Consider the following 26,220-nt stretch of genomic DNA (forward strand, 5'->3'; position numbering starts at 1 on the left):
CCAACCGCGCCTTCGTCCGCTCGAGAGTAGTGCAGCATCTTGATCAAGAGCCTCCTTCAGTTCGGCCTGACCCGAAGCGCCGTCATCGTGCTCGGCCTCGCCGTGTTCTGCGCCGCCGGATTCGCTGCGTTCACCAAGCTGAACATCGAGGCCTATCCGAACCCGGCGCCTGTCATCCTCGAGATCACGGCCCAGGCCGCGGGCCTCTCCGCCGAGGAGATGGAGAAGTACTATACGATCCCGATGGAGGTCGGGCTGTACTCGACGCCGGGCGTGGTCAACATCCGCTCGACCTCGTTCTACGGCCTGTCGTTCGTGCGGGTCACCTTCAAATACGGCGTCGACTATTACTTCGCGCTCTCGCAGGCGACCAACAACCTCACGCAGAACGTCCAGCTCCCCGGCAACCAAATTCCGCAGATCCAGCAGTCCAGCCTGGTCGGCGAGATCTACCGCTACCAGCTGGTCGGTCCGCCGAATTTCGGCCTGACCAATCTCAGGACGCTACAGGATTACGTCGTCGCCCGCCGGTTGATGACGATACCGGGCGTCGTGCAGATCAATTCCTGGGGCGGCACCACCAAGCAGTTCAACGTCGACGCCGATCTCGCAAAGCTCGAAGCCTATAACATCACCGTGCCGCAGCTGATCAGCGCGCTCGGCAACGCCAACATCAATGTCGGTGGTCGCGAGATCGCGATCGGCCAGCAATCCGTCAACATCCGCGGTATCGGCCTGATCAATTCAGGCGGCGATGACGACATCACCAAGGGCTACAGGGTCCGGGACATCGAGAACGTCGTCCTGACCCAATCCAACGGACTGCCGATCCAGATCAAGGACGTCGCCAAGGTTTCGGTCGGCTATGTGCCGCGGCTCGGCATCGCCGGAAAGGACAAGAACGACGACGTCGCCGCAGCGATCGTCGTGATGGGACGCACCCAGCACACCAACGACATCGTGCCGAAGGTCGAGGAGGAAGTCGCCAAGATCAACAGCGACGGCACCCTGCCGGCCGGCGTCAAGGTGGTCCCCTATTACGACCGCACCTCGCTGGTCAATGTGACGACGCACACCGTGCTGCACAATCTGATGTTCGGCTGCCTGCTGGTGTTCGTGATCCAATGGGTCTTCCTGGGCGATCTGCGCAGCGCGCTGATCGTCAGCGCCAACATCCCGTTCGCGCTGTTCTTCGCGATCATCATCCTGGTGCTGCAGGGCGAGGACGCCAATCTGCTGTCGCTCGGCGCCGTCGACTTCGGAATCATCGTCGATTCCGCCGTCATCATGATGGAGAACATCTTCCGCAATTTCCAGTCCAGCCCCGAGAATCGGCTGCGGGTGCTGCAACACCTCGCCGAGGGCTACTGGGGAGACGATCCCACGGCGCGAAACGGCCAGCCCGCGCCGGGCTGGACCGAGCGGCTGCGCATGATCTTCGTCAGCGCATTGCAGGTCGACAAGGCGGTGTTCTTCACCGCGGCCATCACGGTCACCGCGTTCGTGCCGCTGTTCACCATGCAGGGCGTCGAAGGCCAGATCTTCGGACCGATGGCGCGAACCTACGGCTACGCGCTCGCCGGCGCGCTGCTGGCGACATTCACAGTGACGCCAGTGCTGGCATCGCTGCTGCTGCCGAAGCATATCGAGGAAACCGAAACCATCATCGTGCGCTCGCTGCGCAAGGCCTACACGCCCGTGCTGCGCTGGTCGCTGACGCATCTGAGGGTCGCGATCGCAGCCGGCATCATCTTCCTCGGACTGAGCGGCCTTGCTGCGAGCCGGCTCGGCAGCGAATTCCTGCCCGCACTCGAGGAAGGCAATTTCTGGATCCGCGCCTCGATGCCGCCGACCATGTCGCTGGACGCCGGCACCGAGCCGACCCGCAAGATGCGCGAGATCCTGTTGCGTCACCCCGAGATCATCACGGTGGTGTCACAGCACGGCCGTCCCGACAATGGCAGCGACGCCTCTCCATTCTCGAACGTCGAGCTGTTCGCGCCGATCAAGCCGTTCGACCAGTGGCCGCCCGGACTGACCAAGGAGAAGCTCACCGAGGAATTGCAGAAGGAGTTCGACGAGGAACTGCCCGGCGTCACCTTCAACTTCTCGCAATACATCCAGGACAACGTCGAGGAGGCGTTGTCGGGCGTCAAGGGCGCGAACTCGGTCAAGATCATCGGTCCCAACCTCGCCGTGCTCGAACAGCTCGCGACCAAGGTCGCGCAGGAGATGGCGAAGATCCGCGGCGTCGCCGACCTCGGCATCTTCCATTTGGTCGGGCAGCCCAACCTCAATATCAAGGTGAACCGCGAGAAGACTGCGCGATACGGTCTCAATACCGGCGACGTGACAACCGTCGTCCAGGCGGCGCTCGGCGGCACCAGCGCGACGACGGTGCTGGAAGGCGACCGGCAGTTCGGCGTGGTGGTGCGGCTCGATCCGAAGTTCCGCCAGAGCATCGACGAGGTGCGCGAGATCAAGGTCGCCTACCAGACGCCATCCGGCACCAACGCCTATATTCCGCTGAGCGAGCTCGCCGACATGTCGCTCGATACCGGTGCGTCGTTCATCTATCGCGAGCGCAGCCAGCGCTACATCCCGATCAAGTTCAGTGTGCGCGGCCGCGACCTCGGCAGCACGGTGACGGAGGCGCAGACGCGCGTCGCCGAGGCGGTGCAGCTTCCGAGCGGCTACCGGATGATCTGGTCCGGCGAGTTCGACAATCTCGAAGCCGCCAAGGCGCGGCTGATGATCGTGGTGCCGGTGACGCTGCTGCTGATCTTCGTGCTGCTCTACAGCCTGTTCAACTCGCTGCGCGACAGCCTGCTGGCGCTCGCCGGCATACCATTCGCCATCGGCGGCGGGTTGATCGCGCTGTATCTCTCCGCTCTCGACTTCAGCATTTCGGCGGCGATCGGCTTCATTTCGCTGTTCGGCGTCGCCGTCATGGACGGCATTCTCAACATCACCTATTTCCGCGAGCTGCGAGCTTCGGGCATGAGCATCGCGGAGGCGGTGTTCAACGGCGCCGAGCAGCGCATGCGGCCGATGTTGATGACCGCCCTCTCCGCCGGAGTCGGCCTGTTCCCCGCGGCCCTGTCGCATGGCATCGGCAGCCAGGTGCAGCGGCCGCTCGCGACCGTGGTGGTCGGCGGCATGTTCATCGGTCCGCTGTTGCTGCTGATCGTGGCGCCTGCGCTGCGCAAGATCTTCCTGTCGCGCGAGCCTGTCGCCTCTCCCGACCAAGCAGCTGCCACAGCGCCGCCCGAAGCGGCGCATGAAGGGGGCGCCTGATGTCCGAGACCGTCGCAAGAATTGTTGCCGCACTCGCGCTGTGCGGAAGGCGCGCCCTGCGTCCGACGCTTGGCGCCGGGACCGCCGGGCTATTGCTGGCAAGCTGCGCGGTCGGTCCGAACTTCGTGCCGCCGCCCGCACCGGATGTCGATCGCTACACGCCTGAGAAGCTGGCTTCCCCCAACACGAGTGCCGGGGGCCCCAGCGTGCCCAAGCAGCACTTCGTCAGCGGAGAGGACGTGTCGCTGCGGTGGTGGACAGCATTCCGCTCGAAGCCGCTCGACGAATTGATCAAGATGTCGGTCGAGCACAACCCGTCTTTGCAGGCGGCCGAAGCGTCGATCAGGATCGCGCAATACAATGCGCTGGCCCAGCGCGGGCTGTTCTTCCCGCAGCTCGGCGCAAACTACACGCCGTCCCAACAGCAGATTTCCGGCGCGTCGGGTTCGGGCCCGGGCGGCCAGTCACCCTCGGTTTTTTCGCTTCATACCGCGCAATTGAACGTCAGCTTCGTGCCGGACATCTGGGGCCAGAACGTTCGCGCGGTCGAGAGTCTCGACGCGATCTCCGAGCAGCAACTGTTCCAGCTGGAAGCCGCCTACCTCACCCTGACGGCCAACGTCGTCACCGCGGCGATCCAGGAAGCATCGCTGCGCGGCCAGATTGCCGCGATCCAGCGCGTCGTGAAGATCGAACGCGGCATTCTGGAGATCGTGAAGAACCAGTTCAGCGCGGGCGGCGCCGCCCAGGTCGACGTGCTGGCGCAGGAGGCCGCGCTGGCCCAGTCCGAGCAACTGCTGCCGCCGCTCGAAAAGCAGCTCGCCGTCCAGCGCGACCTGCTGACGTCGCTGGCCGGGCAATTCTCAGCCGATGAAATCCTGCAGAAGTTCACGCTCGACCGCCTGGCGCTTCCCGCACATCTGCCGGTGAGCCTGCCGAGCAAGATGATCGCCCAGCGCCCGGACGTCAGGGCCGCGGAGGCGCTGCTGCACTCGGCGAATGCCCAGGTCGGCGTGTCGATCGCCGCGCGGCTGCCCAACATCACGATCACCGGCAATGCCGGCGCCGCCGGCTTCAGCCTGGCCGAGCTGTTCACGCCGGGGACCAGCTTCTATGTCATCGCCGCGAGCGCGACCCAGCCGCTGTTCGATGGCCTGACGCTCTACCACAAGCAGAAGGCCGCGGAGGCCGCCGTGGATCAGGCGGATGCGCTCTATCGCCAGGCTGTCGTCACGGCGATGCAAAACGTCGCCGACGCCCTGCGCAGCCTGCAGGCCGACGCGCGCGCCTTGCAGGCTGCGGTCAAGGCCGAGCTCGCCGCCAAGGCCAGCCTCGACATCATTCAGAAGCAGCTCGCTCTCGGGCAGGTCAATCAGGTGGTCGTGCTCAATGCCCAGCAAGTCTATCTGACGGCGGCGGTGGTCCGCGTGCAGGCCCAGGCGACGCGGCTCTCGGACAGCGCCGCGCTCTTCATGGCGCTTGGTGGCGGCTGGCCGACGAACTGCGCATCCGACGACTGGCGCAAATGCGTCCTGGAGGACTTGCCCGCCGCCACCCCGCAGCAGGTCAGCGAAAACGGGCCTCCTGCCCGCTGACACGCGCCTACGAGGCTACTGACTGGAGGAACCGACGAATGAAAAACATGCTCACCTTGGCGGCAATTCTTCTTGCGCTCTCTGCGGGGTCGGCGGCCGCACAAACCGCGGTCGGCGGTCCGAAAAAGCCAAGCAATCTCGGCGGTCCCACCGAGCAGAAGAACCCAGTGGTTCGCACGACGCCGGCTGCCGTACCGACGCCTCCGGCAGCGCCGCCAAAGCGATCGCCGAGGAAATAGCGGCCACGCCCCCGCATTGATTTGGCTTCCGGGATTCACGCTGATCGGCTCGATGAGATCCATATGAAAAATGCAACGCGTCTGCTTCTCATCGCTGCGGCCGGTGCCATGATGGCGTCGGTTACCCGCGCGGCGCCTGTTCAGGTCACGCGGCTGTCGCAGCAAGGCCCCGCAAACGTCGTTCAGGTACGGCTCGCGTGTGACCAGAACTGCCATTGCTGGCAGACGCGCTATCAGCAGCGCCGCTATCGCCGGACAATCGACGATCAGGAGCGACAGGATCCAAATTACTGCCCAGGCGGAGGGCATTATAACGGCCACTACCGGACCGGACCGGCCACCGGGATGGGCTTCGAGAGCCGTGTTCCGGTGCGGTCACTCCCGTTTCCGTTTTGATCGACGGAGCTTGGTTGCCCTGCTGGGCCGACGGGATCAGCGCGGTCGGCTACCAGATGACGACCGCGCAGACCAGCGCCAGCGGCACCGCGGCGCCACCGATGACGACCCATCTGCGCATGTCCGCGGGATCTCTGGAATACCTGAAGATCTGGACGGCGACCAACAGGCAAACCGCGGCGCCCAGGATGATGCGAAACAAATCCGACGGCGTCTCGTAGGCCGACCAGATGGTTTCGTTTTGCGGGCTTGCGACGCGAGCAGTGATGACCACCACAAGGGTCAGAAACAACGTCCGCAGGATAAGACCGAGGAAACGCATGTGGCGCCCTGATTCACGCTCCTGCGTAACGCTAGCACGAATCGTGCCGAAAGGCATTCGCTTGGCTGGCCCCCAACCGGCTCAAGGCAAAAATCCCGGAGCCATGCCCCGGGATTCTTGCTTGCGCTGAAGGTCCGTGGCGTCAGGCCTGGGAGTGGCGTGCCATAAAGTTGTCGTAGCCGACTTCGGCGACCTGGAACCACTGGTAGCCGCTGTTGGAGAACGACGTCAGCGATTCGTACACCTTCTTGAAGTTGGCATTGGTCGCCGAAACTTCGCTGTGCAGTTCCTTGGCGGCCTTGAAGGAGGCTTCCATCACCGGCGCAGGGAACGGATGCAGCTTGGTGCCCGCGGCAAGCAATTTCTTCAGCGCGAGCGGGTTGGCCTGGTCGTAGCGCGCCATCATCCAATTGTTGGCGAAATGGCCGGCCTGCTCCAGCACGTTCTGATAGAACTTCGGCAGCGCATTCCACTTGTCGAGATTGACCATCGCAAGCAGCATCGGGCCGCCTTCCCACCAGCCTGGGAAGTAGTAGTGCGGCGCGACCTTGTAGAAGCCGAGTTTCTCGTCGTCATAGGGACCAACCCACTCCGCACCATCGATCGTGCCCTTCTCCAGCGCCGGATAGATGTCGCCGCCCGCAAGCTGCTGCGGGACACAGCCGAGCTTCTGCATCACGCGCCCGGCGAAGCCGCCGATACGGAATTTCAAGCCCTTGAGATCGTCGACGCTGTTGATCTCCTTGCGGAACCAGCCGCCCATCTGGCAGCCGGTATTGCCTGCGAGCAGCGAGGTGACGTTGTAGCTCTTGTAGAACTCGTTGAGCAGCTCCTTGCCGCCGCCGAGCATGTACCATGCCTGATTGAGCCGCGAGTTCGGGCCGAACGGCACCGACGAGCCAAAGGTGAAGGTCGGGTCCTTGCCGAAATAGTAGTAGGAGGCGGTGTGCCCCATCTCGACGGTTGCGCTTTGCACGGCGTCGAGCACCTGCAGGCCCGGCACGATCTCACCGGCGGCAAAGGTCTGGATCTGGAACTTGTTGTCGGTGGCCTCACCCACCGCCTTGGCCATCAGCTCGGCGCCGCCATGCAGCGTGTCGAGCGACTTCGGCCAGCTTGTCGTCATGCGCCATTTGAGCTCGGGCATCGATTGCGCGATCGCGGGCGCCGCAATCGTGGCCGCACCTGCAACGCCTAAACCGGTGACCTTGATGAAATCTCTTCGCTTCATTGTTGAATCCTACCCTTGTCTGGTTGTGTCATTGGAGCGTCGACCCGCTTCACCGTCGTCGCGCTCGCCTTTTCTTCGTCGCGACGACCAATGGCCGATCGCGCGCCGCCTTCGTGTCGAGGCTTGGGCACAAGCATGGAACATCCCCTCCCTGAATACCAGACGCAAAAAGCCCGGCCTTCTCGCGAAGGCCGGGCTACTTAAGTCGAAGAAATCAGACTGATCAGCCGCGGGTGCGTGAGCGGATCATGAAGCTGTCGAAGGTGTATTCGGCGACCTGCCACCACAGATACTGGTCGGAACGGTAGGCCTGCATGGCGTCGATCGACTTCTTGAAGTCGGCATTCTTGGCCGAGATTTCACCCCACAGCTCGTTGGTCGCCTTGAGGCAGGCCTCAAGCACTTCGTTGGTGAACGGACGCAGCTGCGTGCCGCCGGCAACCAGCCGCTTCAGTGCCGAGGGGTTCTGCATGTCGTAGCGCGCAGCCATCCAGGTGTTGGCATTGGCGGTCGCGTTGGTCAGGATCGCCTGGTAGTTCTTCGGAAGCGCGTTCCACTTTTCCAGGTTGCAGTAGGCGTGCACGGTCGGGCCGCCTTCCCAGAAGCCCGGATAGTAGTAATACTTGGCGACCTTCTGGAAGCCGAGCTTCTCGTCGTCATAGGGACCGACCCACTCGGCGGCGTCGATGGTGCCCTTTTCCAGCGCCGGATAGATGTCGCCGCCGGCGAGCTGCTGCGGCACCACGCCGACCTTCTGCAGCACCTGGCCGGCGATGCCGCCGATCCGGAATTTGAGGCCGGAGAGATCGGCGACCGTCTTGATCTCCTTGCGGAACCAGCCGCCCATCTGGGTGCCGGTGTTGCCGCAGGGGAAGCCGATCACGCCGAACTTCTTGAAGAACTCGTTGCCGAGCGCCTCGCCGCCGCCCTGGTACCACCAGGAGTTCTGCATGCGGGCGTTGAGGCCGAACGGCACCGACGCGTAGATCGCAAAGGTCGGGTCCTTGCCGACATAGTAGTAGGACACGGTGTGGCACATCTCGACGGTGCCGTTGGAGGTCGCGTCCAGCGCCTGCAGGCCGGGAACGATCTCACCCGCCGCGAACACCTGGATCTGGAACTTGTTGTCGGTCATTTCGGCGACGTACTTCGCCACCTGGTCGGCACCGCCGTAGATGGTGTCCAGCGACTTCGGGAAGCTCGAGGTCAGGCGCCACTTGATTTCAGGCGAGGACTGCGCAATCGCCGGCGCGGCAACCGCCGTCGCGGCAGCACCGGCCGCAGACACTTTCAAAAAATCACGACGCTTCATCGTAAGGCTTCTCCTTGAGGGGCGTTTCCCAGTGACCGCAAGCAGTTCTCCGGCGGAAGGCTTGCAAGCAGAACACTCGCAAAAAGGCCCGCCGAGGCGCTCTCGATCGGCCCTTTAACACGGAAGACGGCCTCACGGAAACGCGACAATGGCATGACCGCACCAATTAAACGAAAGTCTGATGAGGCGGGAAATTTGCCGGAAAATGCAGGCTCAGACTGCTGCGGCGACGGCTTGCAGCGGCTCGCGGAGCTTGCCGCCGTCACGCGGTAAATCGCCGCGTGCGGGCCGCCCGGCCGGCGCCCAACCACCCGGCGCCCGTGGCCATCAGCGCCGCGTCGCCTCTCGCGCCTTCTTGGCTTTGTCGGCCAAATGCCGCCCCCGCCGGATCCAGCTTTGCGCGGTCGTCTTGCTGACGCCAAACGTCTTGGCGATCGCCTCGGCAGCCTCGCCGATCGAGTCGGATTTCTTCGCAAGGTTGAACGCCGCCCGGGAGGCCTCTTCGCGCTTCTCCCGCGTCAGGTGCTTGCGGCGTTGCTTGTTTGCTTCGCGTGATGCTGCCATGTCGCTGGTCGCCTCACGGCCCCTCCCCGTATGTCGGCTGCCCGTGCCCGCCTTCAATTGACGGAACGGTGGTACGATTCGGCCAGTGCTGGACAAACATACAGGCCGGACGCGATTCAGCAATCGTCCAGGGGCGACGGGCCTGTGAAGAAAGGCCGCCGGCATCCCGGCCTTTCAGGCCCATCGGCCGTAGCGCGGGCTCAGGCGGCGGCGATCACGCCTTGCAGCTGCTCGCGGACCTTGCTGCCGATCGCGCGGTAGATCGCTGCATGCGGGCCGTCCGGTTCGCTCTCGACCACCGGGTTGCCGGAATCGGAGGCGGTGCGGATCGCGATGTGGAGCGGGACTTCGCCGAGGAACGGCACCCCGAGCTTCTCGGCCTCGTGGCGGGCGCCGCCATGGCCGAAGATGTCCGAGCGCGTGCCGCAATGCGGGCACTGGAAATAGCTCATGTTCTCGACAATGCCGAGCACCGGCACATTGACCTTCTTGAACATCGCAAGGCCGCGCCGCGCGTCGATCAGCGAGAGGTCCTGCGGCGTCGAGATGATGACGGCGCCCTTGAGCGGGACGTTCTGCGCCAGCGTGAGCTGGGCATCGCCGGTGCCGGGCGGCATGTCGACGACCAGCACGTCGAGCGTGCCCCAGGCGACGTCGCGCAGCATCTGGGTGATCGCCGACATCACCATCGGCCCGCGCCAGATCATCGCGGTGTCCTCCTCGACCAGGAAGCCGATCGACATGATCGACAGGCCGAAGCGCTGCAGCGGGATCATCTTCTTGTCGTCGTTGAGCTGCGGCTTCTCGCGGATGCCGGTCAGCCGCGGCACCGACGGGCCGTAGATGTCGGCGTCGAGCAGCCCGACGCGCAGGCCGATGTCGCGCAGACCGAGCGCAAGGTTGAGCGCCGTGGTCGACTTGCCGACCCCGCCCTTGCCGGAGGCAACCGCGATGACGGCGGAGATCCCGGGAATCTCGGCCTGGCGCGCCATCGGCGATTGCGCACCGGGCGGGTGCGGATGACGGTGCGCGGACGCAGGCTGGACGCCGCCGGCCGGCCCGGGCGCCGCGCCACCGGCCTTGCGCTCCGCGGTCAGCGCGATCATCGCGACGCTGACGCCGGGAATGGCGCGCACGGCGTTCTCGGCCTGCGCACGCACGCTCTCCCAGGCGCGGGCTTCCGCGGCATCGACATTGATTGAGAAGAACACCTTGCCGTCGGTGACCGTGATCGCCGACAGCACATTGGCGTTGGTCAAGGCGGTGCCGCGCGGCGATATCACCTTGGCAAGACAATCGAGAACCTGTTGCTGCGTCACGCTCACCGCGCATCTCCTGGCTTTTAAGCGGGGCGTGATCTTGTCGGAAAACCGCTTCACACTTTTCCGGATCACGCCCAGGAGACGACCCATAGAGCGTTGCGGCGCAAAAGGCTACCTCGCTCCGACGTCGTCCCGCCGCTCGGACGGCGCTGCGGCGCCGCCCTCCTTGGCGGCCTCGTAGTTCAGCTCGATCATGACCCCGTTGGGGTCGTTGACGAAGATCTGCCAGAGGTCGCCGCCGGGAACCTGGCGCGAGTCGAATTCCATGCCCTTGGACTGCAGCCGCTTCCGCATCCCGTCAAAGCCCTGACTGGCAAAGGCGACGTGATGGACGACGCCGGAGTCAGGCTTTTGTGCCTCGTCGGTCGCGGAAATATCGACCAGGTGCACGACCGCCTTGCCCTCGCTGTACATCCACGCACCGGGGAACGCGAAGTTCGGCCGCGCGCCCTTTTCCAGGCCCAGAATGTCCTCATAGAACCGCACCGCGGCGGTGAGATTCCGGGTCCGGATATTGAAATGATCGAGCACACCGACGCTCATGCCCATGCGAGACACTCCCTTTTTTGTGAGGTTCTTTGGTGGGGCGATCCTAGCACAAAACCGGGGTCTGCCATCCAACGAAGCCGTTGCCCTCCGCTGCGCAGGGGGTATGGTGCGGCTCCCTTCCCTGGACGAAAATGCCCTGCCCGCCGCGACGTTTTCCGGCGGTTTCAAGGGGCGATCACCACGGCAAATCACAAGGTAACAGACATGGCTAAAGTCGCTTTCCTCGGTCTCGGCGTAATGGGTTTCCCGATGGCGGGACACCTCGTGAAAAAGGGCGGCCATGAGGTCACCGTTTACAACCGGACCGCGGCGAAGGCGAAGGAATGGGCCGACAAGTTCGGCGGCAAGACGGCGCCGACCCCGAAGGCCGCCGCCGAAGGTCAGGATTTCGTGATGTGCTGCGTCGGCAACGACAACGACCTGCGCGCGGTGACGATCGGCCCCGACGGCGCCTTTGCCGGCATGAAGAAGGGCGCGACCTTCGTCGATCACACCACCGCCTCCGCCGAGGTCGCCCGCGAGCTCGATGCCGCGGCGACCAAGGCCGGCTTCAAGTTCGTCGACGCGCCGGTGTCGGGCGGCCAGGCCGGCGCCGAGAACGGCGTGCTGACGGTGATGTGCGGCGGCAGCGAAGCCGCCTATGCGGGCGCCGAGCCTGTCATCACCGGCGCCTATGCGCGGATGTGCAAGCTGCTCGGACCGGCAGGCGCCGGCCAGCTGACCAAGATGGTCAACCAGATCTGCATCGCAGGCCTCGTGCAGGGCCTCTCCGAGGGCATCCACTTCGCCAAGAAGAGCGGCCTCGACGTCGCCGCCGTGATCGAGACCATCTCCAAGGGCGCGGCGCAGTCCTGGCAGATGGAAAACCGCTACAAGACCATGAACGAGGGCAAGTACGATTTCGGCTTTGCGGTCGAGTGGATGCGCAAGGACCTCTCGATTGCGCTGGCGGAAGCCCGCCGCAACGGCGCCACCCTCCCCGCCACCGCGCTGGTCGACCAGTTCTATGCCGAGGTCGAGAAGATGGGCGGCAAGCGCTGGGATACGTCGAGCCTCTTGGCGCGGCTGCAGCGCTAACGCCCGCCCGAATACGGCGATGGTGACCCGCGCCCGCGGGTCACCTGCCATGCAGCGTCGTCACGCGAAGGAGAATTCCCCCTCTGGGGATGCGCGCTGCCAAAATATCGAAAACAACCCCATGCACAGTAGCCGACCGGCCGCCGGCATTCGATATGGCGCTTGACACGTCGGGCAAATCAGGGGCACATTTCCATTATTCCGAAATTGCGTAGACGCCGTCGGCCGCTCGGGTCCGAACCTCGGGTGAATGCTTGTTCGTCCTCTTGCTCGTCATGGCTCCATCCTCTCTGGAGTTGGAGCCTCCGGCAAACCCGGGGCGGTTCAGATGCGTCAGTCCCATTGAGTTCGAACGCAAGGTGGGATTGGCTTAAGTCGATGTCCATCAAACCGACAGCAGCTCAGTCCGCGAGTCGGCCCCGCGACGGATTTTGTGCGGGTCCGTTACGCCCCGCAGAAAAGTTAATTTAACCTCCGGTTAACGCTTTTCTTTAGCTCTTTAAGGTAACGCTTAATGAATTGGCGTCACAGATAGACAATGCAAAAAGCCCGCGCGGTTCGCGGGCAGGATTTGTGTTGTTGATGAGTAATCCCGCAGAAAAGCCTGAAGTTGTACAGCTTCCGGCAGGACCTCAGGTGACGGTGCCGGTGAACAACCGGCGCGTCGCAGCACAGCGGGTGCGCGAGGCACGGGATCGGTTAACGTCAACCAGTGGAACCCGCCCGGCGTTCGACGCCGAACTGCTCCGGCAATATGCCCAGACCCGGATCTCGGCGTCCTATGTCGTGATGCTGCTGGTGGTGGCGACCGGCGTGCTGTTCGGCCTCTGGATGAAGCCGATGGTAGCCGGCGCCTGGACCGTCGGCATCCTCTGCGTCCACCTCGCGATCATCCGCAGCTGCTACCGCTTCCTCGCCGAGCCGACTTCGGTCGCGGTGACCCGCAAATGGCGCACGCGCTTCGTGCTGCTCGACCTGCTCTACGGCCTGTGCTGGACCGCGATCCTGATCCATCCCGCCGGGCGCGATCTCGCGTCCAACACGCTGATGATGTTCCTGATGCTGCTGGTGATCGCGGTCTCCAGCATGCTGGCGGCGAGCCTGCCGATCGCAGCGCTGGCGGCGACCGTTCCGGTGACGGTCGGGATCGCGCTCGACCTCGTGCTCAACGGCGCGTTCGACAATTACGTGCTGGCGCTGCTCGCACTTGCCGCCGAAGGTTATTTCGCGCTGCTGGCCCACCGCCTGCATTCGACTACGCTGGCGACGCTGGAAGCCCGCGCCGAAAAGGACGCGCTGATCGGCGAGCTGGAACAGGCCAAGGCGATCTCCGACGAGGCGCGGCACCGCGCCGAATCCGCCAACGTCGCCAAGTCGCGCTTCCTGGCCCAGATGAGCCACGAATTGCGCACGCCGCTCAACGCCATCCTCGGCTTCTCCGAGGTGATGAAGAGCGAGATCTTTGGTGCGCACGCGGTGCCGGTCTACAAGGAATATTCCGCCGACATTCATAATTCCGGCGTGCACCTGCTCAATCTCATCAACGAGATCCTCGACCTGTCGCGCATCGAGGCCGGCCGCTACGAGCTGAACGAAGAGGCCGTGGCGCTGGTGCATGTCGTCGCCGACTGCCACCATCTCCTGAAGCTGCGCGCCTCCAGCCGCGGCATCACCATCCACGAGGTATTCGAGCACGGCATGCCCAGGATCTGGGGCGACGAGCGCGCCATCCGCCAGGTCGTACTCAACCTGCTCTCCAACTCGATCAAGTTCACCCCGCAGGGCGGCGAGATCTGGCTGAAGGTCGGCTGGACCGCGTCGGGCGGGCAATATCTGAGCGTCAAGGACACCGGAAGCGGCATCGCCGAGGACGAGATCCCGGTCGTGCTGGCCTCGTTCGGCCAGGGCTCCAACTCGATCAAGTCGGCGGAACAGGGCGCGGGCCTTGGATTGCCGATCGCCAAGAGCCTGATCGACATGCATGGCGGCACCTTCACGCTGAAATCGAAGCTGCGCATCGGCACCGAGGTGATCGTGACCTTGCCGCCGGAGCGGGTGATGAGCGCGCTGGCGCCGATGACGGAAGAAGCGCCGCCGATGCAGCCGGAGCCCGCCGAGCCCGCGATGGGCGCCGACAGGAAACGCGTGCGTCGCAAGTCGATCATGAGTGCCGGCACCGGATTGTAGAGCATGTCGCGGACAATCGTGACGCGGTTTTCGCTAGAGCCTTGTCCGTTCCGATGGAATCGGAACGGGGCTCTAGATTTTGGTTTTGACGCGTTTTCTTTACGCGAACCGGTGTCCACTTCGCTTGAAAACGCTTTGCCAGCAAGCGCCAGGCGTTCGCGCCGGGACCATACTCGCGACAAAAAGCCGGGGCGTGATGGCGCATCCGGATTCGACCGACTTGCACTGGCGAGTGAAACGGTTCAACAGTCGAAGAATGAGCTCAGAAACGCCGTGTATCGCAGTCTGCATGATCGACCCCAGGACGAAGCTCTGCTTCGGCTGCGGTCGCACGCTCCCGGAGATCGCGCGCTGGCACAAGATGGACCGCGCGGAGCGGCTGTCGGTCATGGCGACGCTGCCGGCGCGGATGACCGAGGCCGGGCTCGAGCGCATGGAGCCGCGTCCGAAGCGCGCGTAAGCACCGCCGCGACCGGAGCCGCACCGTGACCCGCATCCTCCTTGTCATCCTGCTCTTGATGGCAACCGCCGGCGCCGTTGTCGCCTATGGCGATCCCGACCAGATCGCGCGCGCGCGGCAGAATCTGACCCAGATCTTCGGCAGCAGCATTTCAGCGCCGGCCGCCGCCCCTGCCCCCGCCGTGCAGATCGCACGTAGCCAGGGCGGCGAGTTCGCGTTCCGCGCCAAGATCAACGGCGTCAGCGCGCCGATGGTGATCGACACCGGCGCGACCTCGGTGGTGCTGACCTGGGAAACCGCCAAGGCGATCGGGCTGCCGACCGACATGCTCGAATACAATGTCGACCTGGAGACCGCCGGCGGTCACACCAAGGCGGCGCGGCTGACGCTCGATCGTCTCGCGGTCGGCAAGCTGGTCGAGAAATCGGTGCCTGCGCTGGTGGTGCAACGCGGGCAGATGAAGACCAACCTGCTCGGCATGAGCTTCCTCGACCGGCTCGAGAGTTGGGGTGTCCGTTCCGATACGCTGAGCCTCACCGGATACCCCGACGTCACGGGCAGCATCAACAACTCGGCCCGTCACCGCCGTCCGCGCACGGTTGTCGACTAGGCTGCGCTGCGATCAACGCATTGCAGTTGCGCTGTCGAAAAACCAACATTGTACGGCACATGAAAAGTGGCTCTACTGAGCTTCACTTTGTGCTCCTGCATGTCGACACGCTGCGTGTCTGACAGCGACACGGCTGGAGATACGATTTCCATTCTCATACGTCGAACGACAAATAGAGTTTCCGAAAGCGAAGAAAAAATAGCATCAATCTGCTGTTTGGCCAGGTGGGGCAACCATGAACGTTCGATCCGGTTTTCTGGACTCCATTGGCAATACACCGTTGATCAGGCTGCGCGCGGCGTCGGAGATCACGGGCTGCAACATCTACGGCAAGGCCGAATTTGTTAATCCGGGCGGCTCGATCAAGGATCGTGCCGCCCTCGCCATCATCAACGACGCCGAGCAGCGCGGCCTCCTCAAGCCGGGCGGCGTCATCGTCGAAGGCACGGCCGGCAACGTCGGCATCGGCCTTGCGCTCGTCGCCAACGCGCGCGGCTATCGATCCGTGATCGTGATGCCCGATACGCAAAGCCAGGAGAAGAAGGACATGCTGCGGCTCTGCGGCGCCGATCTGCGCCTGATGCCCGCGGTGCCGTCTTCCCATCCGGACCACTATGCCCGTTTTTCCGGTCGCCTCGCCGAGGAGCTCGGCGCATTCTGGGCCAACCAATTCGACAACGTCGCCAACCGCGATGGCCACTATCGGACGACTGGTCCCGAGATCTGGCAACAGACGAATGGAAAGGTCGATGGCTTCACTTGTGCCGTCGGCAGCGGCGGGACGTTGGGCGGCATTGCGCGTGCCCTCAAGGAGCGAAATCCCGACGTGAAGATCGCGCTCAGCGATCCCATGGGCGCCGCCCTCTACAACTGGTTCACAAAGGGCGAGCTGACGACAGAAGGTGAATCGATCACGGAAGGTATCGGCCAGGTCCGTGTGACGAAGAACCTCGAGGGTGCGCCGATCGACATGGCGTACCAGATCACTGACGAGGAGGCGCTACCCGTCCTGTTCGACCTGGTCGCACATGAAGGGTTGGTGCTGGGTGGTTCGAGCGCGATCAACGTCGTCGGAGCGATGCGGCTTGCCCGCGACCTTGGTCCAGGCAAGACCATCGTCACCATCCTTGCGGACGGTGGCCAGCGCTACCAGTCCAAGCTCTTCAATCCGGACTTCCTGCGCAAGAAGAACCTCCCGGTGCCGCCCTGGATGACGTGAAGCGGGAGCGAACCTGCCGCTAGCGATCGTCGTCATGGATCGACGAAGGATGCCGGCATAGCGGCGTGACCTGTATCTCCATGAACGGAAACAGCGGCAGGCCGGACAGGATATCGTGCAATTCCTGCGCGCCCGACACATCGAAGATGCTGACATTGGCGTAGCGCCCGGCCACCCGCCACAGATGGCGCCAGGCCCCCATGCGCTGCAACTCCATGGCACGGGCACGCTCGGCCTGCTTCAGCGCATCGACCTTTTCGGCCGGGAGATCGTGCGGGATCCGCACGTCCATTTCGACGTGAAACAGCATGATGATCGACTCTCCTTGCGGGCGATGAGGCGGTAACGCGAAACGGATAGGAGCCGCCGCGAGATCGCGGCGACTCCATCTCTCTCTATCAGATCGGCAATGCTATCGTCAGCCCTGCACCAGACCGCGGCTGACGAGGTTGATGTCATCGGGATTGACGAGATCCTTCGCCGTCCAACCCGAGACGTCGTAGTCGCTCATGCAATTGCGCACGAAATCCTGCATGGCGCCGAGGTCGCCGGTCGCGCTCGCGGCCATCAACGTCTCGACGCGAAGGTTCTCGTAATTGCCCGCATAGTTGCGCTCGTAGAGTTCGTGCCGGCCGCCGAACTCGGAGCCGACCGCGTCCCAGAGCAGCTTGAGCAGCTTGATCCGGTCGATCGCGGCATAGCCGTTGGAGCCGCGCACGAAGCGGTCGAGATAAGGCCGGATCGCCTCGCTCTCGAGATCGGCCGAGCTCGACGGCAGGTAGATCAGGCCGCTCGCGACGTGACGCTCGATCAGTTCCTTGATCCGCGGATAGGCCATCGGTGCGAACACGCGATAGGCCAGCCCGTAGTTCAGGTTGGGCAGATTGTAGCCCTCGGTCCCCTGCCAGGCGATCGGCGATTTCACCATCGCATCCGACATGCCGTGGAACAGATTGCGCCAGGCGATCACCTCGCCCACCGCCGTCTGCACGCCACGGAAATCCTTCGATCCGGTCGCCTCCACCGCCATCGAGAACAGGCCCGCGATGAAGTCGAGCTTGACGGCAAGCCGCGTCACGCCATGCAGCGTGAAGCGCGGGATGAAGCCCGACGCCGGGAAGAACTGGTTGATCTTGTCGACGTCACCATAGATGAAGACGTTCTCCCAGGGCACCAGCACCTTGTCGAAAACAAGAATGGAGTCGTTCTCGTCGAAGCGGCTCGACAGCGGATAGTCGAACGGCGAGCCGGTCGCGGCCGCGGTGAATTCATAGGATGAGCGGGCGATCAGCTTGACGCCCTTGGCATCCATTGGCGCCGTGAAGATCAGCGCGAACGACTTGTCCTTGATCGGGATGCCGTAATGGGCGATGAAATTGTAGTGCGTCAGCGCCGAGCCGGTCGCAACCACCTTCGCACCTGAGACGATCAGGCCAGCATCGGTCTCCTTCTCGACATGCATGAAGACGTCGCGCACGTCCTCGATGGCGCGATCGCGATCGATCGGCGGGTTGACGATGGCGTGATTCCAGAAGTCGAGCCGTTCCTGGGTCCGGGCATACCACTTCTTCGCATTGCCGGCATATTCACCATAGAAGCCTGAGTTCGCCCCCAGGGTGCCGAGGAACGCCGCCTTGTAGTCAGGCGAGCGGCCCATCCAGCCATAAGCGACCTTCTGCAATTCGGCGATGGCGTCGCGCCCCTTGATCAGGTCGTCGGCCGTTCGCGAGCCGAGGAAGAACGGATGGGTCAGCTGCCCGGAGCCGGTGTCGGTCAGGACGCCGATCTGATCCTTCTTCTCGTGGAAGCGATCGTACCAGCGCGCCACCATCCGCGCCGAGTTGCGGAAGGCCGGATGCTGGGTGACGTTCTTGACGCGCTCGCCGTAGATGTAGATTTCACGGCCGTCCTGGATGCTGTCCAGGAATTCCGCGCCCGTATACACGCTGGTGGTCGACGCAGGGCTATCGGCCCGCAGGGCAGCTGCTGTAGTCATGGGTTTCTCCTCCGCTTGTGTCGTTGGACCGGCGGGCGTTGCCACACCGGCCCGAACCATCCCGTCACGCTCTTGGTCGGCGTGACATCGGCGGAAAAGCTACGCGCTCAGGCGGAGCGGACGAAAGGTATCACACCATACCGCGCGGACCGCCTCGGCTCGGGCTATGACTCGGGTGGCACGGACTGGACGGCGATGATCGTTCGGCCGACGCAACGCCGCAGCTGACGCAGCAATTGCACGGCACGGCAAGGGAGCGGAAACCGGAGCGAGCCATGGGCAAAAACTCGGCCAGGGGTTTTGACAGCGCTACTGTCGCTTTCCATCGCGATGGGGAATTGGCCCTCGACGCCAGCGTTGTGACCATCGGCGCGTTCGACGGCGTCCACCGCGGCCATCAGGAACTGCTCCGGCAGACCATTGCGGCCGCGCGACGCCGCGGCGTTCCCGCGGTGGTCTACACCTTCGATCCGCCGCCGAAGGTGTATTTCGGCCAAGCCGAGGCGCTGATCCCGCTGCACGAAAAGCTCGAGCGCATCGCAACATTCGCACCTGATCATGTCGTCGTCGCCGAATTCAACCAGATCTATGTCCGGCGCACTGCGACCGAGTTCCTCGCCGAGCTGCGGCGTCTGCAGCCGCGTGAAGTGATCGTCGGCGAGGATTTTCGCTTCGGGTCCTGCAAAGGCGGCACCGCGCAGTTGCTGCGGCAGCACTTCGACACGCGCGTCCTGCCGCCAGTGCGCTGCGGCAATGGCGAGATCGTCTCCAGCAGCCGGATCCGTTCGCTGCGGCGATCCGGCCTTGCCGCCGCCGCCGCGGCGCTCGAAAACTGGCGGGGCATCGTGACCACATCGCCTGGCAATCGATCCAGCCTGGCCCAACTCGAGGTCATCAACCCATGACCGCCATCGATCCGCGCGAGCTGCGCAATGCCTGCGGCCAATTCGGCACCGGCGTCACCATCATCACCACGCATTGCGAGGGCCGCGACCATGGCATGACGGCCAACGCCTTCATGTCGGTCTCGCTCGATCCGCCGCTGGTCGCGATCTCGATCGCGAAGAGCGCGAAGATGCTTTGCAACATCCAGAGCACCGGCCGCTTCGCGGTCAGCGTGCTCGCCGAGGGCATGGAGGATCTCGCCTGGCATTTCGCAGGCAAGCCGAAGCTCGACCTCTGCGACGTGTTCGAACGCCGCAACGAGCTGCCCGTCATCGCGAATGCGGCGGCGTATTTCGTGACCGATCTTGCGGACGAGATCGTTGCGGGCGACCACACCATCTTCCTCGGCCATGTCCGCGAGATGGCGCTGGAGTCCGGCAAAAAGCCGCTGCTGTTCTGCCGCGGCCGCTTCGGCAGCCTCGCCGATCCGCACCCGGCGCCCGCGATGCTGGAGAATGCGGCCTACGAATTTATCTGGTGAGACCGCCAGAAGATATTCCCGAAAACGGGGATGCAAGTTTGATCCAAACTGCAAGAAAAGGAGGAAACGACCATGCTGAACGTCAACAAGGACACCATCACCGACCACGTGATCGCCGCGCTCTCGAACGACATTCCGGATCGCAACCGTCAGATCATGACGAGCCTGATCCGCCACATGCACGCGTTCTGCAAGGAGGTCGACCTGACCTTCGCCGAGTGGTTCGCCGCCTGCGAGTTCCTGCGGCGTGCCGGCGACATCTCGGACGAGAAGCGCAACGAGTTCATCCTAATCGCCGACATTCTCGGCGTCGAGGTGTTGGTCGACATGCTCGACCACAGGGTCACCGACGGTGAGAGCGAGTCCACCGTGCTCGGGCCGTTCTACCGGGAGAACCCGCCGGTGCTGCCGAAGGGCGCCTCCATCATCAAGAAGACGTTCGACAACGCGCAGACCGTCAAGGTCTCGGGGCGCGTCAGCGACACCGCAGGCCGGCCGATCGAGGGCGTCACCATCGACGTCTGGGAAGACGCGCCGAACGGCCTGTATGATCTGCAGGATCCCGAGCAGCCGGCCTATAATCTGCGCGGCCGCTTCACGACCGACGCCAACGGCGAATACGCCTTCGTGGCGCTGCGTCCCGAGCCTTACCCGATCCCCTACGACGGCGCCGGCGGCGAGCTGTTGAAATACATGGGTCACCATCCCTGGCGTCCGGGCCACATCCACTTCATGCTCTCCAAGGACGGCTATCAGTCACTGATCTCGCAGATCTACGATTCCGAGACCAAGTATCTCGACAACGACTCGGTGTTCGCCGTGAAGCAGAGCCTGATCGGCAAGTTTGCCAAGGCCCCAGCGGGCGCCGACACCGACCTCGTTCTCGATTTCGACTTCAAGCTCAAGAAGGCCGCGGTCGAGCGCCTCGTCGCGGCCGAGTGATACGCACCACGCCCTGCCAGGCCGGGAACGCCTGGCAGGGTTCACCTTGAACTGACCTGTGAGGACAGATGAGTCGTGCCGTGATCGAAATCGCCGAGCCCGTGGAGCAGGTGCGGAGCCTCGCGAGGGACACCGCAATCCGCAGTATCCGCGCCACTATCGTGGAAGCACCGACCCGCCGGCGGCACAAGCTCTCGAACACGGAAGTCACACACCAGGGCTACGTGCTGGTGCGCGTGCTGCTCGATAATGGCGTGACCGGTATCGGCGAAGCCTCGACGCTCGGCGGGCCGCGCTGGGCCGAGGAGAGCGTGGAATCGATCAAGGCCGCGGCCACGAATTACCTGGCGCCGGCGCTGCTCGGGCAGCCTGCCCTCGCCTTCGAAGCCAATGCCTTGCGCATGAGCAAGGCTGCGACCCGCAATTTCGCCGCCAAGGGCGCGATCGAGTCCGCCCTGCTCGACGCCGCCGGCAAGACGCTCGGCCTTCCCGCCAGCGCGCTGCTCGGTGGTGCGGTTCGCGAGCGCATGGAAGTGATCTGGGCGCTGGCCTCGGGCGACAGCGGCCAGGAGCTGGAGGAAGCCAAGGAGAAGCTGCGGCGCCGCGAACACCGCCAGTTCAAGATCAAGTTCGGCTTCAACCGCCCGCAGGCGGATCTGAAGCGGCTGCAGACGCTGCGCGCCGGCCTCGGCGACGAGGTGCGCCTGATCGTCGACGTCAACCAGGGCTGGACCGAGGCCGAATGCATCCGCTTCATGCCCGCGCTGGAGGAACTGGACGTCGCGCTGATCGAGCAGCCGGTGTCGGCGCTGCAGCTGGAAGCCATGGCGCGTGTCGCGGCGCGCACCTCCATCCCGTTGCTGGTCGACGAGGCCGCTTTCACCAAGGAGGAAATCGCCCGCGTCGCCACGATGGGCTGTGGCAGCGTCTATTCGCTGAAGCTCGTGAAGAGCGGCGGCCTGTTCGAAATGAAGCGTGCCGCCGCGGTCGCCGGCGCGCACGGCCTCGAACTCTATGGCGGCTGCCTGCTGGAGAGCAGCATCGGCGCGGCCGCACATCTCGCTGCATTCGCCACCCTCCCCAGACTCGAATGGGGCAGCGAGCATTTCGGCCCGCGGATCCTGGTGGAGGATCTCGTCGTCAACCCGATCAGATTCGACGAGTTCGAGATCTGCGTGCCCGATGGCCCGGGCCTCGGCGTCGAGGTCGACGAGGACAAGATCCGTGCCTTCGCCCGGAAGGATTAGGGAGATGGCGTCGGCCGCGCGGATAATTGACAATCCGGGGACGCCCCCTCAGTCTTCGCGCTGGAACCACTGTCTCGATCATGCGCCGATGACCACGCGATATCAAACCCGACAGGCCTTTCCCGCAGCTTCAGCGGAAGCGCGCGAACGAACACCCGGCTGACCGTGACCGATCGCGACGACGTCATGGATCTGAGGCGGCTGGTCTACTTCGTCGCCGTCGCCGAGGAATTGCATTTCGGCCGTGCCGCATCGCGGCTCGCGATCGCCCAGCCGCCGCTCAGCCGGCAGATTGCGCAGCTGGAGAGCGATCTCGGCGTCGTGCTGATCGACCGAAGCCGAAGCCAGATCCGGCTGACCCAGGCCGGCAGCGTGCTGCTCGAACGTGCGCGCGATGTGCTGGAGCGGCTCGACCGGACCCATCGCGAGATCAAGCGGATCGGGGAAGGCTTTTCGGGGCACCTGCGCGTCGCCTTCGTCGGATCGGCGACCTATGGCGTGCTGCCCAACGTGATCAAGGCGTTTCGCTTAGCCTATCCCGACGTCGAGCTCGCGCTGTCGGCGATGAACAATGCCGAGCAGAAGCGCGCGGTGATCCAGCGCGAGATCGATATCGCGGTCGCCCGGCCCTCGCTCGACGACGAGGAATTGAAGTCGGAGCCGCTGCTGCAGGAGCCGTTGATCTTGGCTCTGTCCGATACTTCGCCGCTGCTCGAGCAGCAGGTCACGCGGCTGGCGGCGCTCAAGGCCGAGACATTCGTGCTCTATCCGCGCAAGCCGCGCCCGAGCTTCGCCGACCACATCCTCAACATCTGCCTCGAAGAGGGCTTTATTCCGAAATCGCAGGTGCTGGCCCAGGATTACCAAACCGCGATCAGCCTGGTGTCGGTCGGCGTCGGCATCGCGCTGGTGCCGCAATCGGTCTCACAGGCGGAACGCCCCGGCGTCGCCTATCGCGCCTATGAGGGACACAATCCCGGCACCGCGCTGTCGCTGAACTACCGGCGCGACAACCGGATGCCGCATCTCTTCAATTTCCTGAAGGTCGCGCAGGACGTCACGCGGCGTCAGCGCAAGCAGTAACCGGCGCCGTCAGGCCGCGACCGACGCAGGCGCGCGATCGTCCACGCGTGCGATTGCATCGCGCAGCACGTCGATCCCGGCGCCGGGCCGAACGCCGTTCTCCGCAAGGTGCCTGCGGAACGCGCGCGCACCGGGTACGCCATGGAAAGCGCCGACGAAATGGCGCGTGATCGAATGCAGCCGCGTGCCCTCGGCCAGTTGCCGCTCGATATAGGGCAGCATCGCCGCGAACACGTCCTTCATCGCGGCGTGCGGCGACGTTTCACCGAACAGCTCGGAATCGACCGACAGCAGCCGCCACGGCTCCTGATACGCCGCCCGCCCCAGCATCACGCCATCGACATGCGCCAGATGCTGCTTCGCTTCGGCGATACTCGTGATGCCGCCATTGATGATGATGGGCACATCCGGCAGCGTCGCCTTGAGGCGATAGACGCGATCGTAGTCGAGCGGCGGGATGTCGCGGTTCTCCTTCGGCGACAATCCGTTGAGCCAGGCCTTGCGCGCATGCACGACGAGCGCATCCGCGCCGGCGGCAATCACGCCGCGCGCCAGCGTATCGAGCGCCGTTTCCGGATCCTGGTCGTCGATGCCGATCCGGCACTTCACCGTCACGGGAATCTTCACCGCGCGCTTCATCGCCGCGACGCCCTCGGCGACCAGCGCGGGCTCCGCCATCAGGCAGGCGCCGAACCGGCCGTCCTTCACCCGATCGGACGGACAGCCGACATTGAGATTGATCTCGTCATAGCCGAAATCCTCGCCGATCCGCGCGGCGGTCGCGAGATCGCGCGGATCGGAACCGCCGAGCTGCAGCGCCACCGGATGCTCGCTGGTATCGAAGCCGAGCAGCCGCGCCCGGTCGCCGTGGATCACAGCGCCGGTGGTCAGCATCTCCGTATAAAGCCGCGCCCGCCGCGACATCAGCCGATGGAAGACCCGGCAATGCCGGTCGGTCCAATCCATCATGGGGGCAACACTGAATTTATATTTCATATCAATGACTTAACTGGATTGCCGGTCCAATGCAATGGAAACCGACAGAATTTTTCCTCAGCATATTCAAGCGCATATCTGCTGGTTCGGATTCCAGACCGCATTCGGTGTGCCAAAAGTGTGCCGCGGGTCTTACCACCGCAACTTATGGCGCACATTTAGTGTGCCGCGAGAGAGTGTCGCCCTCATCCCACCCGTAAACGCTGGACCAGCGCGTTGTCTGAAGCGCGCTCGAAAACCCAATCAGCGGCGATGCACTCGAAGGTGTTATCGCGAAAATAGAACAGGAAGTGACGCGCCGGATTCGCAGCACCACCCGCAATCCTCCAATCCATTGGGTCCATCAAGTGAGGGTCCGGACCTGCGATCTCGTAGAACTCGCCCCACTCCGGCGCCAACTTGCTGTAGCGACATTGCCCGCGATACCAACCTTCGTCATTTGTGGCGCCCAGGCGATACCGGGAGCAGTTCACGAAACGCAGTACTCCTTCATCTTCCTCCGCAAAGCATGTGAATTGAAAAGAGTTCAGCAAGAAGCGGAGAACTACATCGTGACCTGATACGGCAACTCTCGGATACGGGGCATTCGGCTCCGCATTCCACCCCCCGTTCAATTTTCGAAATGACAACTGCGTCGACATGGCGCCCCAAAATGATGGCGGGTGAACAGAAGTGAGGTGCTGGGATTGGCTCCACGAACCGTCGGTGTGCCAATAGTGTGCCACGGGCATTGTCTAGCAACGCAACTAGATGCGCGTGCTGAGCTTTTTCGACGCGTTGCATCTATACTGATTTCGTTGGGTTTTTTTAGGGATGGTTCGATTATCTAGCCAGTTTTGGCAGTCCTTTGCTACCAAATTTGCTACGGAACCGGCTCGCGCGACGGGCCTTGCGATTCGTAGCAAATCAAGTGCGAAGGATGACCCAAATGCGCGTCATGCTAGATAGCAACGTCTACGATTTGCTGCTCGAAAACTCAGCTCTGTTTGAGCAAGTGGATCGCGCGGTCAGAGCCGGCCAACTCGATCTGCTCACAACACACGTCCAGCTGGACGAGCTAAGCCTCATCAAGGACCAAGCAAAGCGCGAGGCCGTGCTGGAGTTAGCTATCACCTTCGTGAAGGTGCCGACCGCTGGTGCCGTTTGGGATGTTTCCAAGTGGGACGATGCTAGTTGGGGCGACGATACAGGTCGGCTCGATGCAATGATTGGCGGCAATCCGAAGCATGCCGAGGATGCGCTTATCGCCGCCACTGCGGACGCTGAGGCGGAAGTGCTTGTGACGAACGAAACCAGGCTACCAGGACGAGTGAAGCGCTTTGGCTTCACCGTCAAAGTCTGGTCGCCGAATCAGTTTTCTGAGTGGCTACGATCGCTCACTTGAGCGACTTGGAAGCGAAGACGCGCGATCTCATCAGCGGCATCCCTAACCAGTCAACGTACGTGGTTGTCGGTGCGGATGCTGCCCGAGCACGCGCTCGCGCGCCAAAGCCTTATCGCTTCATTCCGATCGCAATTGTTCGGTATATAACTGGAAGCTGGTGGTTCCATCGGTGGCTTTTGTGCCCCAAGGGATCGAAGTAGTGACATCAGCTATCTCGCGCCCAGCGTCATCTTGATGTCTTGCTATGATTTCGCACGCAACAAGACCGGGCTGAGGAAATTCGCTGTCGGGCGCCAAGTGAGCAACAGTGAGCACTGGCGCCTTTTCGATTATTGTCCATTCTCTATCGAACCTATCCGCGAAGCGGCACTCGGCATATCCCGGAAAATCATCACTGATCCATCTGATGATCTGGACACGGATATGCATTGTCATGGCGTGCCCCTGCGTACTTCAGCCGCCGCTTGGCAACTGCCCCTTTCATATCAGGCCAAGCGTCCATCATCGCCTTTTTGGCCCGGCTCAGACCTCCGGTCCGCTTTCGCGCCGCGAGCGCCGATCTCGTCGTTGACCTGAGCGAGTTGATTATAGAGCAACTACAGAGAATTGTGTTGATGCGATCAGAGATGGCTCGAAGCCATCACCAAAAGACGCGAATGCATTTGCTATGATTTTGCTACGAGACGCAGGTGCACTCGCACTAACCTGTTGCGATCGCGCAAAAATCGCGCTTGTCCGTCCCGTCCATCATCGGAGCCACAGAGAA

Annotated in this window: 25 protein-coding genes; 14 read left to right on the forward strand and 11 right to left on the reverse strand. The window is 63.4% G+C overall.

What is annotated here, in order from left to right; translation table 11 throughout:
• Window positions 1-39: 39 nt before the first annotated feature.
• The 3 genes from CO675_RS14120 to CO675_RS39910 all read left to right on the forward strand — a co-directional run bounded on the left by CO675_RS14120 (window position 40) and on the right by CO675_RS39910 (window position 5,527).
• On the forward strand, window positions 40-3,297 hold the full coding sequence (locus CO675_RS14120; RefSeq protein ID WP_097672502.1) for an efflux RND transporter permease subunit: 3,258 nt from the start codon (window positions 40-42) through the stop codon (window positions 3,295-3,297).
• Window positions 3,297-4,892 carry an efflux transporter outer membrane subunit gene (locus CO675_RS14125; protein WP_097672503.1) on the forward strand — a complete coding sequence of 532 codons (1,596 nt, stop codon included), beginning with the start codon at window positions 3,297-3,299 and terminating at the stop codon, window positions 4,890-4,892. Before CO675_RS14120 ends, CO675_RS14125 begins: the two co-directional genes overlap by 1 nt.
• A gap of 302 nt (window positions 4,893-5,194) precedes the next feature.
• Window positions 5,195-5,527, forward strand: a complete 333-nt coding sequence (locus CO675_RS39910) for a hypothetical protein (RefSeq protein WP_143279003.1) — start codon at window positions 5,195-5,197, stop codon at window positions 5,525-5,527.
• A 49-nt stretch (window positions 5,528-5,576) separates the two neighbouring features.
• Here CO675_RS39910 and CO675_RS14130 read toward each other — a convergent pair whose 3' ends face one another.
• From CO675_RS14130 to CO675_RS14155, 6 genes are all read right to left on the reverse strand, one after another.
• Window positions 5,577-5,906 (reverse strand): hypothetical protein, encoded by a 330-nt coding sequence (locus tag CO675_RS14130; RefSeq protein ID WP_097672504.1) that lies wholly within the window; start codon window positions 5,904-5,906, stop codon window positions 5,577-5,579.
• A gap of 85 nt (window positions 5,907-5,991) precedes the next feature.
• A complete protein-coding gene (locus CO675_RS14135) occupies window positions 5,992-7,080 on the reverse strand; it encodes a TRAP transporter substrate-binding protein (RefSeq protein WP_097672505.1) in 1,089 nt (362 codons plus the stop codon).
• 223 nt (window positions 7,081-7,303) lie between these two features.
• Window positions 7,304-8,392 (reverse strand): TRAP transporter substrate-binding protein, encoded by a 1,089-nt coding sequence (locus CO675_RS14140; RefSeq protein WP_097672506.1) that lies wholly within the window; start codon window positions 8,390-8,392, stop codon window positions 7,304-7,306.
• 327 nt (window positions 8,393-8,719) lie between these two features.
• On the reverse strand, window positions 8,720-8,956 hold the full coding sequence (locus tag CO675_RS14145; RefSeq protein WP_097672507.1) for a hypothetical protein: 237 nt from the start codon (window positions 8,954-8,956) through the stop codon (window positions 8,720-8,722).
• Window positions 8,957-9,156: 200 nt separating this feature from the next.
• A complete protein-coding gene (locus CO675_RS14150; protein WP_097672508.1) occupies window positions 9,157-10,281 on the reverse strand; it encodes an Mrp/NBP35 family ATP-binding protein in 1,125 nt (374 codons plus the stop codon).
• 108 nt (window positions 10,282-10,389) lie between these two features.
• Entirely contained in the window at window positions 10,390-10,827 is a 438-nt protein-coding gene (locus CO675_RS14155; protein WP_097672509.1) for a VOC family protein, read from the reverse strand.
• Between the two features lie 204 nt (window positions 10,828-11,031).
• Here CO675_RS14155 and CO675_RS14160 point away from each other — a divergent pair, with 204 nt between their 5' ends.
• From CO675_RS14160 to CO675_RS14180, 5 genes are all read left to right on the forward strand, one after another.
• A complete protein-coding gene (locus tag CO675_RS14160; protein ID WP_097672510.1) occupies window positions 11,032-11,904 on the forward strand; it encodes an NAD(P)-dependent oxidoreductase in 873 nt (290 codons plus the stop codon).
• A gap of 582 nt (window positions 11,905-12,486) precedes the next feature.
• On the forward strand, window positions 12,487-14,091 hold the full coding sequence (locus CO675_RS14165; protein WP_097672511.1) for a sensor histidine kinase: 1,605 nt from the start codon (window positions 12,487-12,489) through the stop codon (window positions 14,089-14,091).
• Window positions 14,092-14,347: 256 nt separating this feature from the next.
• Complete coding sequence (locus tag CO675_RS14170; RefSeq protein ID WP_097672512.1) at window positions 14,348-14,551, forward strand: DUF1289 domain-containing protein; 204 nt, start codon at window positions 14,348-14,350, stop codon at window positions 14,549-14,551.
• Between the two features lie 25 nt (window positions 14,552-14,576).
• Complete coding sequence (locus CO675_RS14175; protein WP_097672513.1) at window positions 14,577-15,161, forward strand: TIGR02281 family clan AA aspartic protease; 585 nt, start codon at window positions 14,577-14,579, stop codon at window positions 15,159-15,161.
• Between the two features lie 235 nt (window positions 15,162-15,396).
• The gene (locus CO675_RS14180; protein ID WP_097672514.1) at window positions 15,397-16,380 is read left to right on the forward strand and encodes a cysteine synthase A; all 984 of its coding nucleotides are present in this window, start codon (window positions 15,397-15,399) and stop codon (window positions 16,378-16,380) included.
• Between the two features lie 19 nt (window positions 16,381-16,399).
• On the opposite strand, the gene catC is transcribed toward CO675_RS14180, so the two are convergent.
• Both catC and CO675_RS14190 read right to left on the reverse strand, forming a co-directional pair.
• On the reverse strand, window positions 16,400-16,690 hold the full coding sequence (catC, locus tag CO675_RS14185; protein ID WP_097672515.1) for a muconolactone Delta-isomerase: 291 nt from the start codon (window positions 16,688-16,690) through the stop codon (window positions 16,400-16,402).
• A 108-nt stretch (window positions 16,691-16,798) separates the two neighbouring features.
• Window positions 16,799-18,376: a 4-hydroxyphenylacetate 3-hydroxylase N-terminal domain-containing protein gene (locus CO675_RS14190; protein WP_097672516.1), complete on the reverse strand. Its 1,578-nt coding sequence runs from the start codon at window positions 18,374-18,376 to the stop codon at window positions 16,799-16,801.
• A 236-nt stretch (window positions 18,377-18,612) separates the two neighbouring features.
• Between CO675_RS14190 and CO675_RS14195 the strand changes: the two genes are divergently transcribed.
• From CO675_RS14195 to CO675_RS14215, 5 genes are all read left to right on the forward strand, one after another.
• The gene (locus CO675_RS14195) at window positions 18,613-19,281 is read left to right on the forward strand and encodes a nucleotidyl transferase family protein (RefSeq protein WP_245452750.1); all 669 of its coding nucleotides are present in this window, start codon (window positions 18,613-18,615) and stop codon (window positions 19,279-19,281) included.
• Entirely contained in the window at window positions 19,278-19,802 is a 525-nt protein-coding gene (locus CO675_RS14200) for a flavin reductase family protein (protein ID WP_097672518.1), read from the forward strand. The genes CO675_RS14195 and CO675_RS14200 overlap by 4 nt, the downstream gene beginning before the upstream one ends.
• Before the next feature lie 72 nt (window positions 19,803-19,874).
• Window positions 19,875-20,744, forward strand: coding sequence for an intradiol ring-cleavage dioxygenase (locus tag CO675_RS14205; protein ID WP_097672519.1), 870 nt, complete (start codon window positions 19,875-19,877; stop codon window positions 20,742-20,744).
• Between the two features lie 68 nt (window positions 20,745-20,812).
• Window positions 20,813-21,991, forward strand: coding sequence for a muconate/chloromuconate family cycloisomerase (locus CO675_RS14210; RefSeq protein WP_097672520.1), 1,179 nt, complete (start codon window positions 20,813-20,815; stop codon window positions 21,989-21,991).
• A gap of 165 nt (window positions 21,992-22,156) precedes the next feature.
• Window positions 22,157-23,074, forward strand: coding sequence for a LysR family transcriptional regulator (locus CO675_RS14215; protein WP_245452751.1), 918 nt, complete (start codon window positions 22,157-22,159; stop codon window positions 23,072-23,074).
• Between the two features lie 9 nt (window positions 23,075-23,083).
• Here CO675_RS14215 and dusA read toward each other — a convergent pair whose 3' ends face one another.
• Entirely contained in the window at window positions 23,084-24,070 is a 987-nt protein-coding gene (gene dusA / locus CO675_RS14220) for a tRNA dihydrouridine(20/20a) synthase DusA (RefSeq protein WP_097672522.1), read from the reverse strand.
• A 185-nt stretch (window positions 24,071-24,255) separates the two neighbouring features.
• Complete coding sequence (locus CO675_RS14225; protein WP_097672523.1) at window positions 24,256-24,711, reverse strand: hypothetical protein; 456 nt, start codon at window positions 24,709-24,711, stop codon at window positions 24,256-24,258.
• A 287-nt stretch (window positions 24,712-24,998) separates the two neighbouring features.
• Here CO675_RS14225 and CO675_RS14230 point away from each other — a divergent pair, with 287 nt between their 5' ends.
• A complete protein-coding gene (locus CO675_RS14230; protein ID WP_143279005.1) occupies window positions 24,999-25,454 on the forward strand; it encodes a PIN domain-containing protein in 456 nt (151 codons plus the stop codon).
• A gap of 117 nt (window positions 25,455-25,571) precedes the next feature.
• Here CO675_RS14230 and CO675_RS39920 read toward each other — a convergent pair whose 3' ends face one another.
• Complete coding sequence (locus CO675_RS39920; protein ID WP_143279006.1) at window positions 25,572-25,889, reverse strand: hypothetical protein; 318 nt, start codon at window positions 25,887-25,889, stop codon at window positions 25,572-25,574.
• Window positions 25,890-26,220 lie beyond the last annotated feature (331 nt).

The organism is Bradyrhizobium sp. C9, assembly GCF_002532045.1.
Lineage (GTDB): Bacteria > Pseudomonadota > Alphaproteobacteria > Rhizobiales > Xanthobacteraceae > Bradyrhizobium.